We start from the raw sequence: 9,942 nt of genomic DNA, 5'->3' as shown, positions 1-9,942 counted from the left end.
CTTCCCATTCCGAACAGAGCAGTCAAGCCCGCCAGAGCCGATGGTACTGCCGTAACAGGTGGGAGAGTAGGTCGGTGCCGATCTTTATACAGAGCCCCTGCAGCATATGCAGGGGCTTTTTTTATGGGTCAGTCTTCCTCATAAAACTCTATAAGCGATGCCATATAGGTGTCGTTCCAGCCTGCTACAATATCATCAAAAGCTTCATCCGGAATATGGGTATGCTCTAACTCAAAAGAAGTGCCTTTTTTATGCTCATGCAGTTTTATCGTGACGATAGAATCCTCCTCCTGATCCCCAAAGTACCATTGCTGGACAATTTTTTTATAAGGATGAAGATGTATGAATTTTCCGGTAATAGCTCCATCCCACATAGAAAATTCTCCACCTTCACGTGGATCCACCCTCACCTCATCTCCGGTCCACAGCCGAATCGTAATTTCTGTTGTTAACGCTCTATAAACATCCTCGGGAGGCGCAGCGACGATATAATACTTTTTGAAATTCTTCATGTATATTAATTTAACTATTCTATAATGATCTGTTTTGTGATTATTTGCTGATTGTGGTAAATTTACAGAGAAATATTTACGTTATGGTAATGATCAAACATTGATGCAGATAACTGAGCTTGTGAACTCAGGAAATAATTATTTAGATATGAAAAGCGGTTAAACGATGAGTAATTTTTTACCGAATGAACTTATTAAAAGATTGAATGAACAAGAAGGGTTTGATTCTGAAGCTTTCAATACTATACATGAACAAGGAGACAAGATTACCTCCGTTCGCTTGAATCCCTTAAAGCAAACAACGATACCATTTGAAAATGCAAGCCCTGTTCCTTGGTGTGATACAGGTTATTATCTTACACATCGACCAGTTTTCACGCTAGATCCGCTTTACCACGCCGGATGCTATTATGTACAAGAAGCATCTTCCATGTTTATAGCACACATCTTAAAGGAAATTGGGCTGGAGAACAGTGTTACAAGGGCACTAGATCTTTGTGCTGCACCGGGCGGTAAGTCGACCTTATTAACGAGTTACTTAGGAAGCGAAAGCTTATTAGTGTCCAACGAGGTAATCAAATCGCGAGCAAACATCCTGACGGGTAATATCGTTCATTGGGGTGTTTCGAACGTCGTTGTCACAAACAATGATCCGTCTACATTTAAGCGCTTACCGGGGTACTTTGACTTATTATTGGTTGACGCTCCATGCTCGGGTTCTGGAATGTTTCGTAGAGACCAAGAAACAATAGACGAATGGTCGCTGGCCAATGTAAAACTATGTAGTGACAGGCAAAAAAGAATTCTTGCAGAATCCTTAAGCGCACTGGCTACAGATGGATACCTCCTATATTCTACTTGTTCCTATTCTAGGGAGGAGAACGAAGATATAGTAGATTGGATACAGACCACATTTTCTTTTGAATCTATTCGGATTACCTTTGATTCCGATTGGGGTATTGAGGAGACACGGTCAGCCGAGCACCAGGCTTTCGGATATCGCTTTTATCCGCATAAAGTGAAAGGAGAAGGTTTTTATATTGCTGTATTGAGAAAAAAAGAAGATCAGTCAACATTTAATAAAAAAAAAATAAAGACAGAAAAAAATGACGCTCCGTTACGCGTAGTGGCAGATTGGACAAATCAGCAGGCGGATCACGTGCCGTTTATGCATAGTGGTCATATCCATATTTTTCCCAAAAGGTATGAGGAAGAGTTAAGATGGTTACAACAAGTTCTATATATTAAACAAGCCGGAACGGATATGGGAAAATGGACGGGCACGGAACTGTTACCATCACACGATTTGGCCTGTAGTATACACATAAGAAGCGACTTGCCTGCGCAGGAAGTGACGGAGGATGTAGCACGTCAATTTCTACGGAAGAGAAGTTTAGCGAGAGAAGATTTCGAAGCAGTAAATTCCGGTTGGTGTTTGGTGCGATATCATGGAATAAATTTGGGCTGGGTTAAAGTATTGGCGAATAGGATCAATAATTATTATCCCAAAGAAGTGCGAATTATGAATTTATAGCCACTTGATGGAAGTTAATAATAGCGGCTATATCATTGGCTACCTCTTTTTTACTTTTTAACCCAAACTCCTTGATCTCACCAGATCTATCAATAATGGTGACTTTATTCGTATCTCCAGCAAAACCAGCACCTTCGTCCTGCATAGAGTTTAATACGATATAATCCAAATTCTTGCGTTTCAGTTTATCTTGTGCATTTTGCAGTGCGTTTTCCGTTTCCAGCGCAAACCCGACCAAGGTCTGTTTATCGGTTTTTCGTTTACCTAATGTTGCCAGAATATCGGTCGTCTTTTTCAAGGTTATTTCAATATTTGTGTCGCTTTTCTTTATTTTTTGGATCGCGGTCTCTACGGGAGTATAGTCGGCCACAGCAGCACTCATTACGATGATGTCAGACTTCTCAAAATAGATGGAGCAAGCCTCCAGCATTTCCTGTGCTGACGTGACGTCATGGCGATTAACCTCTGGAGGCGTTGGAAGTTGGGTAGGGCCGCTCACGAGCGTTACGGTCGCACCCATGGATTGTAAAGCGGATGCAATGGCGTAACCCATTTTTCCACTAGAATGATTTCCTATAAAACGTACAGGGTCAATTGCTTCATGCGTTGGGCCAGCACTTACAAGTACGTTCTTCCCTTTCAGAGGAGAAGAATTGTGAAAGAACTGTTGAATCCGTTGCTGTATTTCTTCAGGTTCAGCAAGTCTTCCCTCACCTATTAAACCGCTTGCGAGCTCACCATTTCCCGGTGCAATCAAGATATTTCCAAAACTTAGAAGACGTTTAACGTTTCCCTGTGTAGTAGGATGCAGCCACATGTCCAGATCCATTGCCGGAGCGAACATGACCGGACACTTGGCAGAGAGGTAAGTAGCTAATAGCAGATTATCACATGTTCCGTGGGCCATCTTGCTTAAAGTATTGGCGGTAGCCGGCGCAATAAGTAATAAATCAGCACGGAGGCCTAATTCTACATGATTATTCCAAGTCTCTGTATGCCGGTTAATATAATCAGAGAGGACAGGGTGTTTAGATAGCGTTGCTAAAGTTAGTGGCGTAATAAATTCTCTGGCATCAGGTGTCATTATAACCTGTACGTTGGCATTTTCTTTAACCAGAAGGCGGATAAGGGAAGCAACTTTATATGCGGCAATACCGCCGCATACACCAATTACTATATTTTTGCCCTTTAATGACATCCCTAAACAGGCTATTCTTGCTCTTTGGCAGGATTTCTAAAGTAGACTTTGTCGTTTAAAAACTCGTCTATCGCCACGAGAGAAGGCTTAGGCATACGTTCGTAATGTTTAGAGATCTCGATTTGCTCGCGATTTTCGAATACCTCCTCTAAATTGTCGGTAGTCGTCGCGAATTCTGCCAATTTGCCATTTAATTCTTCTTTCACATCTACGGAAATTTGGTTGGCCCGTTTTGCAATGACAACGATAGATTCGTAAATGTTCTCCGTGCCTTTGTCTAATTCTCTCAAATCACGTGTTATTGTTGATGAAGGAATAGAAGTGTTTTTATGCTGACTCATTGTTAAAATGTATTATAAAATTTCAAACTTAAATAAACTCATATATTTGTTCTCTCTTTGCCATTATCGGCTATTTTATCGAGGAACGTTATTGTACTACCGACGTGCTCTCTTGTAAAGCAGCCTCTTCTTTTGCAATACCTAATTCACGCTCATGCTCTTCACGCATTTTGTTAATTTCGTCCATACGTCTAACGACATAGGCAATTTGCTTTTCGGCGTTGGATCGTAAATCATCCGCTTCCTTTTTGAATTTACTCTGTGGATAGCTCTCTACAAAGGATTGGTAATAATCAAGTGCCTCATTATACCGTGCCTCCTGTCTATAGGGCATACTGTTTTGTGCAAACAGATATTGTGATTTCAAAATCAAAAACTCGATTTCTTCGGCATATCGCGTATCCGGATATTGTCTCAGCATGCTTTCAAAAGCAATTACGGCCGCACGATAATCATCTGGTTGACCCATGTCATAATATAATTTTGCGTTAGCAAAGGCCTTTTGTTCCAGTTTATCGCGTAAGTTTTGTATCAACTGCCCCGCTTCTTCTGTCCGATCTCCCTCTGGATACAGATTGATAAATAACTGCAACTCATCGATAGCTTTCCGTGTATTCTCCTGATCAAGAGACGGGCGAGGAGAATCGACATAAAAGCAATAAGCTGCCATAAAGCGGCACTCTTCTGCACGAGCGCTGTTAGGGTACGTCGTCGAGAAATTCTTGAAATGATACCTAGCCGAGGTGTAATCTCTTAAACGATAGGCGGTATAAGCCGTGTAATAATAGAGGTCCTCAGCCTCTGCTTGCCCACGGTACTTATTTTGTAAGTCTTCGAAAAGAATAATAGCTTTACTATACTTTTTCTTTTCATAGAGCTTGACAGCTTCTTGGTATTTCATAGCAATGTTGTTGCTGGCGCGAAGCTTTTCAAACTTGCTTTTGCAACCGACAGCTAGTACGATCAGCAACAAGCCTGCCCATAAGGAAAAAATACGTCTATTTAAAAACATTTCACAAAGATACGTCAAATTCAGATAAGATTCAATTAAATTTTAGGGACGCAATATAATCCAATTTTATAGCTAAACCTACTTAGACAAAGGTGTTTAACATTCTTTAACCGCATTTTCGCAGACTGTCAATGAAATGTTGAATTCTTACGGATTATTGTTGATAAACACGATAATTTTAATAAATTGCCTATCTTTACAACATAAACAAAAGGGGTTAAGAACAGAAATGACATTACAAGAGCGCGTAGAACAGGCATTGGATACCATCCGTCCTTATTTGGAAACGGATGGCGGGAACGTCGTTGTAGAAGAAATCACTCCAGACAATGTCGTTAAATTGAAGCTGTTGGGAACTTGTGCAAGTTGTTCCATGAGTATCATGACCTTCAAGGCGGGTTTGGAACAAGCGATAAAGAAATCCGTTCCAGAAATTACAAGCGTCGAAGCGATAAATTTGACCGACATGAACGATCCCAATGCCATTAGTCCAATGTAAAAATTAGGTGGTTAACAAAAATTAACAGCCTTCGTGGACGAAGATTGTATAAATTTGAAACATGGCGGGAAGATTTTATTCTGTACTTATATTGATGTTCTTTCTTTCGCTTTCGTGGACGAAGGCATTAGCGCAAGAACGGAAAATCATACAATTCAGCGGACTGATCAGTTCGGTGGGGGGTGGGCTTCCTGTGCCTTTTGTTACAGTAACAAATGCCAGTTATAACAATCAGGTACACGCCGCTAATAATGAAGGTTTTTTTTCTTTCGTTGCGCACGTAGGTGATACCATTCGATTTACTTCCGTTGGATTCGAACCTGTGGATTTCGTTATACCCGAAACAGCTTCCGATAAGTTTACCGCGAAAATCAATATGAAAAGCTTGGTCATTGAGCTGCCTGCTGTTATGCCTTTTCCTTGGGCAAGTATAGAAGAATTTAACATGGCATTTATGGCGTTGGATGTCAGCGACGACAATATATCCCGCATCCGAAATAGTCTTTCGCCAGATGCCCTGGCCGCATTGTCACAGGTCGTACCAAGAAGCGCGGAAGAAATTCAAACATTTAACTCCTTGCAGCGCCATATCAATATGTCCAATAAAGCCGTAAATCAACGTTTTGCCAATCCATTGTTTAGTCCGTTTGCATGGGGTTCTTTTATAAATTCTATTGTTAAAGGCGACTATAGTAGAAAGCGTCTAGAATATTAAATTAATCAAGCGGTCGGAGACCGGCATCCCTTTCCAATTCCCGTACACTTAGCCGGGACGATATAAAAGACACCAGCAAGGCCACGACCATCACTGTAGCAAACACCAATACGAAATCCATTACACGTATGTCGACCGGGTAGATATCCAATATTGGGCTCACCCCTTCACCCGTACGGATAATGCCAAACTTGTCTTGTAGCAAACAGAATATAAATCCGACACCAATCCCTATCAATCCCCCGATAAAAGCAATCATTACCCCCTCGAGAAAAAATATCCGTTGAATGAGGGATTTATCTGCCCCGAGGCTGGCCAATATGGTCATATCCTGTTTCTTGTCAATAACCAGCATCGTTAACGAACCAATAATATTAAATATAGCGATAATGCCAATCACGGTCAGAATAAAAAAGACAATCCATTTTTCGGAACGCACAGTTTTATATAATAGCGGATTTTGTTGCTCCCGATTTTTGACAATAAAGTCCTTGCCGAGGCTTCGCTGTATTTCTTTTTGAAAGTGGGCTACTCTACTGGAATCTTTTGTATAAATCTCAACAGCGGAAACATATTCGTGCTCGTTAAGGAGATCTTTGGCGAACGCAAGGGGGGTAATAATCAGATCATTGAATCCCGGTTCATAATGAAGCACGCCGACAGGAGCAAGCTGACGGACGTTTATATCATCCATAGGATTAATGCTTGTTCCCGAGGCACCCTTTCGTGGAGAAAAAAGATGAATATGGTTTTCATCTCCATCAATAGCGACCCGGAGATTCGTTTGTATTTGTGCGCCAAGTAATGCCCGGGGTATGCTATCTCGGGCGATGTCTAAACTCCCCGCATATAACATGCCTCGATGATCGACTTTAAGAAGGCTCTGCGGCTCTATGCCCTTGATTTGTGCCACAAATTGCTGATTATCGTACTGAACGAGCACTTTGTCTTCTAATATCTCCGAATAACTCTGTACCTCCTGGTTTTTGCGCAAGTCACCAAAAACCGGCTGTGTTGCGTCGAACACCTTACCCGCCGCGGGTTCTATCCGAAGCTCAGGTGCAAATGTGCTGTATAGCGATAAGATGAGGTTCTCCATGCCATTGTAAAACGATAGGACGATGACCAATGCCGCACTGCTCACCAGCACCCCGATGACGCTAATGGCCGATATAATATTGATCGCGTTAACAGACTTTTTAGAGAATAAATACCGTTTCGCAAAAAAGAGAGATAGCTTCATTTTTTTATTCCCGAACAAATGGGTTCGTTTGTTTTTCAAATCCTATGGTCGTCGAAGGGCCATGGCCAGGGTAAACCACGGTTTCATCGGGCAACGTATACATTTTCTGTCGGATATTATGAAGTAGCTGTTGGTGGTCACCCCCGGGCAAATCAGTCCGCCCTATACTGTTTCGAAAAAGCACGTCTCCACCGATCACGAAACCCTCCTCTGCAGCATAGAAACACAAATGTGCCGGCGAATGGCCAGGAAGAAACAAGAGACGAAGACTTTGTGTGCCAATGGTGATGGTTTCTCCCTCTTCTAAGAAAGTTTCCGGAATCGGCGAGGTTTCATACCGAAATCCATACATAGGAGCCATGTTTTGTACCGCCACGAGAACAGGAACCTCCCCTTCATGAAACTGAGGAACTAATCCATAAGTCTCATAAATAAAACGATTTCCTAATACATGATCTATATGACAATGCGTATTGTATAGCGCGATGGGTTTTAACCTATTTTGCTCTATATAGGAAACCAGTGTTGTCTCTTCTGCATGGTTGGACATACCTGGATCAAAAATGGCGCATAAGCCACCATCATCGTATACAATATACGTGTTTTCCTGAAAAGCATTAAATATAAAAGAATGGACATGTAACATACCAACAAAAATAGATATTAATCGCTAGTCTTCTTGATTCCAGATCTCCCAGTTTTTTTCAGCCTGAAGAATAAGCATCTCTAGACCATTTTTTATAGTGGCTCCCTGCTTTTTGCCTTTTTGTAAGAAAGCCGTTTCTTCCGGATTATAGATCAAATCGTATAGTAGATGTTCCGAACCGATCCCCTCGTATGGTATGTCGGGAGCATCTTCGATATGGGGGAATGTACCTACCGGAGAACAGTTGATGAGTAACTTATGCGAAGCGATTATGTTTTCCGTCAGCTCGCTATAGGTAAGATCACCATTGCTCTTATTTCGGCTAACCGTCTTGAAGGGGATACCCAGTTTATTCAATACGAAAAGCACCGCTTGTGCGGCCCCCCCATTCCCAAAGATCAACGCACTTGTATGCTGGCGTTGTAAAAGTGGTCGTAACGACTGTTCAAAACCGAAAGCATCAGTATTAAATCCCTTGAGATAAGGTTTCCCTCCCTGCCAACGTATCTGTACACAATTAACAGCATTGATCTCCGCTGCCTCCGGCGAAAACTCATTTAGAAAACGCATCACATTCCGTTTATGCGGAATCGTTACGTTGAAACCATAGAAAGCCAGGTCACGTTCAAATAGCTGTGGGAAGGAAGAAATATCTTCCACAGGATAGAGGTCATAGTGAAAGTCGGTAATATTTTCGCGCGCAAACTTTTCCAGATAGAATTTTTTTGAAAACGAATGCCCAAGAGGATAGCCAATTAATCCGAGTTTCTTCATGAGTTATTTTTATACTTGTTGATGATATCGACAATAATCTTATTTCCCTGTAATTGCGGAAGATAATCGAACAAAATGTGAAATTTATCCGGATTCGTCGCTAATCCTAGTTCCAGAAAGTTTAAAGCCTCATTGTATTTCCCCTGCGCGAACAGATACGCGACCAACCTGTAATAGAGTTCTGACGCATCCGGGTTTTTCTTGATCGCATCAGCGATGACGTCGACTGCCTCATCATATTTACCTTGTTCAAAATAAATAGAAGAAAAGTCTAGCCACGCCTCCACGTCCGTGGGACTAAGCTGTACCACTTTATTATACGCAAATTCGGACTCTTCGAATTGCTTTAATTTATAGCGGGCATCGGCAATGGCAAACCAGTAATCCGGATTGCTATCTTCCAATTCCAACGCCTTTTTGTAAAAATGAAGCGACTCAAAATATCGATCATCAAAATCCAGCGTCACGCCGATTCCAAACCATGCATCCGCCAAAAGCGGATCAAGTTTAACCGCCTTTTTATAATTTTCGCGCGCTTCATCCATTTGCTCAAGCTTCTCATAACATTCGCCTATAGCACAATAGACATCCGCCGTAGGACGCTCGTATTCAAAAGTCTGTTTATAAACACCGATGGCATCTGTATATTTCTGTATGTTGACCAACACATTTCCCTTATTAAAATACGCAGGAACAAAGGTTTCGTTGATTAGAATAGCATAATCATACGCATCGATGGCATCTTCAAGGTTATCCAGTCTTTCATATACCAAGCCTAGGTTGAACCAGGCTGCATAAGCGTACGGATCGGCATCAATATACGATTTATAGAAGGCCACACACTCCTCCGGTCTATCAACAATTTCATAGCAGAACGCCAATGCATGGAGCGCATCGTCGTTTTCCATGTTCGCCTCCAGCGATTTCTTTAGGTAAACGATAGCTTTTTCATAGTCCCCCTTGATCTGGTATAGTTCTGCGATCTGAAAATAAGCCTCAGCAGAATCCTCTCCCAATTCAATAGCATATAGAAAAAGCTGTTCGCCCTCATCCACATCGCCCTGCAATAAGGCGATATTTCCTTTTAAAAGAAACGCCTCTCCACTATTAGGTTCCAGGATTGTCGCTTTGTCCAACTCTTCTGAAGCCTTGTCCAATTGCCCTGTCCGCACATAAAGCTGCGCTTTCTTAAGTAGGAATGCAGATTCATAAGGATGCTGATTTTTGGCATATTCTGCCACTTGGAGAGCCTTAACAGGATCTTCTTTATCGGTGTAGTACTCTATGATACTTTCAAAAGCCTTCGCATCAAAGAAATATTGATCTTCATTGCGGAGCATCTCCTCATATCGATCTACAGATAACTTTTGTTCTTCGGGCGAGCCAAATTCGAAATCTTCTTCCATATCACTCCTTTCGTTTTCTAATAAGTACCGTAGAAGAAATTTATGAAGAAAATGTGATAACT

The 9,942-nt window shown here is 41.7% G+C and carries 11 protein-coding genes and 1 rRNA gene; 4 read left to right on the top strand and 8 right to left on the bottom strand.

The window, feature by feature from the left end:
* Window positions 1-83, top strand: a 5S ribosomal RNA gene (rrf, locus tag H8B17_RS20930); the annotation flags it as partial.
* 45 nt (window positions 84-128) lie between these two features.
* On the opposite strand, the gene H8B17_RS19775 is transcribed toward rrf, so the two are convergent.
* The gene (locus H8B17_RS19775; protein ID WP_190310966.1) at window positions 129-512 is read right to left on the bottom strand and encodes an SRPBCC domain-containing protein; all 384 of its coding nucleotides are present in this window, start codon (window positions 510-512) and stop codon (window positions 129-131) included.
* A 166-nt stretch (window positions 513-678) separates the two neighbouring features.
* Here H8B17_RS19775 and H8B17_RS19770 point away from each other — a divergent pair, with 166 nt between their 5' ends.
* Window positions 679-2,046 carry a methyltransferase RsmF C-terminal domain-like protein gene (locus H8B17_RS19770; protein WP_190310965.1) on the top strand — a complete coding sequence of 456 codons (1,368 nt, stop codon included), beginning with the start codon at window positions 679-681 and terminating at the stop codon, window positions 2,044-2,046.
* Here H8B17_RS19770 and coaBC read toward each other — a convergent pair.
* The 3 genes from coaBC to H8B17_RS19755 all read right to left on the bottom strand — a co-directional run bounded on the left by coaBC (window position 2,033) and on the right by H8B17_RS19755 (window position 4,597).
* Window positions 2,033-3,244: a bifunctional phosphopantothenoylcysteine decarboxylase/phosphopantothenate--cysteine ligase CoaBC gene (gene coaBC / locus H8B17_RS19765; RefSeq protein WP_190310964.1), complete on the bottom strand. Its 1,212-nt coding sequence runs from the start codon at window positions 3,242-3,244 to the stop codon at window positions 2,033-2,035. The two genes, H8B17_RS19770 and coaBC, sit on opposite strands and share 14 nt — an antisense overlap.
* An 11-nt stretch (window positions 3,245-3,255) precedes the next feature.
* Window positions 3,256-3,585: a DNA-directed RNA polymerase subunit omega gene (locus H8B17_RS19760; RefSeq protein ID WP_190310963.1), complete on the bottom strand. Its 330-nt coding sequence runs from the start codon at window positions 3,583-3,585 to the stop codon at window positions 3,256-3,258.
* Window positions 3,586-3,673: 88 nt separating this feature from the next.
* A complete protein-coding gene (locus H8B17_RS19755) occupies window positions 3,674-4,597 on the bottom strand; it encodes an outer membrane protein assembly factor BamD (RefSeq protein ID WP_190310962.1) in 924 nt (307 codons plus the stop codon).
* A 229-nt stretch (window positions 4,598-4,826) separates the two neighbouring features.
* Between H8B17_RS19755 and H8B17_RS19750 the strand changes: the two genes are divergently transcribed.
* Together H8B17_RS19750 and H8B17_RS19745 are read left to right on the top strand one after the other, a co-directional pair.
* Window positions 4,827-5,096 carry a NifU family protein gene (locus H8B17_RS19750; protein ID WP_190310961.1) on the top strand — a complete coding sequence of 90 codons (270 nt, stop codon included), beginning with the start codon at window positions 4,827-4,829 and terminating at the stop codon, window positions 5,094-5,096.
* 61 nt (window positions 5,097-5,157) lie between these two features.
* Window positions 5,158-5,811, top strand: a complete 654-nt coding sequence (locus H8B17_RS19745) for a peptidase associated/transthyretin-like domain-containing protein (protein ID WP_190310960.1) — start codon at window positions 5,158-5,160, stop codon at window positions 5,809-5,811.
* Between the two features lies 1 nt (window position 5,812).
* Here H8B17_RS19745 and H8B17_RS19740 read toward each other — a convergent pair whose 3' ends face one another.
* From H8B17_RS19740 to H8B17_RS19725, 4 genes are read right to left on the bottom strand one after another with little or no spacing between them, the layout of a single operon-like run.
* A complete protein-coding gene (locus H8B17_RS19740; RefSeq protein WP_190310959.1) occupies window positions 5,813-7,054 on the bottom strand; it encodes an FtsX-like permease family protein in 1,242 nt (413 codons plus the stop codon).
* Window positions 7,055-7,058: 4 nt separating this feature from the next.
* Window positions 7,059-7,700 (bottom strand): MBL fold metallo-hydrolase, encoded by a 642-nt coding sequence (locus tag H8B17_RS19735; RefSeq protein WP_190310958.1) that lies wholly within the window; start codon window positions 7,698-7,700, stop codon window positions 7,059-7,061.
* Window positions 7,701-7,724: 24 nt separating this feature from the next.
* The gene (locus H8B17_RS19730; RefSeq protein WP_190310957.1) at window positions 7,725-8,474 is read right to left on the bottom strand and encodes a shikimate dehydrogenase family protein; all 750 of its coding nucleotides are present in this window, start codon (window positions 8,472-8,474) and stop codon (window positions 7,725-7,727) included.
* Complete coding sequence (locus H8B17_RS19725; protein ID WP_190310956.1) at window positions 8,471-9,880, bottom strand: tetratricopeptide repeat protein; 1,410 nt, start codon at window positions 9,878-9,880, stop codon at window positions 8,471-8,473. The genes H8B17_RS19730 and H8B17_RS19725 overlap by 4 nt, the downstream gene beginning before the upstream one ends.
* Window positions 9,881-9,942 lie beyond the last annotated feature (62 nt).

The organism is Sphingobacterium arenae (genome assembly GCF_014692505.1).
Lineage (GTDB): Bacteria > Bacteroidota > Bacteroidia > Sphingobacteriales > Sphingobacteriaceae > Sphingobacterium > Sphingobacterium arenae.
The sequence above is the reverse complement of the archived record's forward strand: the minus strand, read 5'-3'. Positions and strand labels throughout refer to the sequence as shown.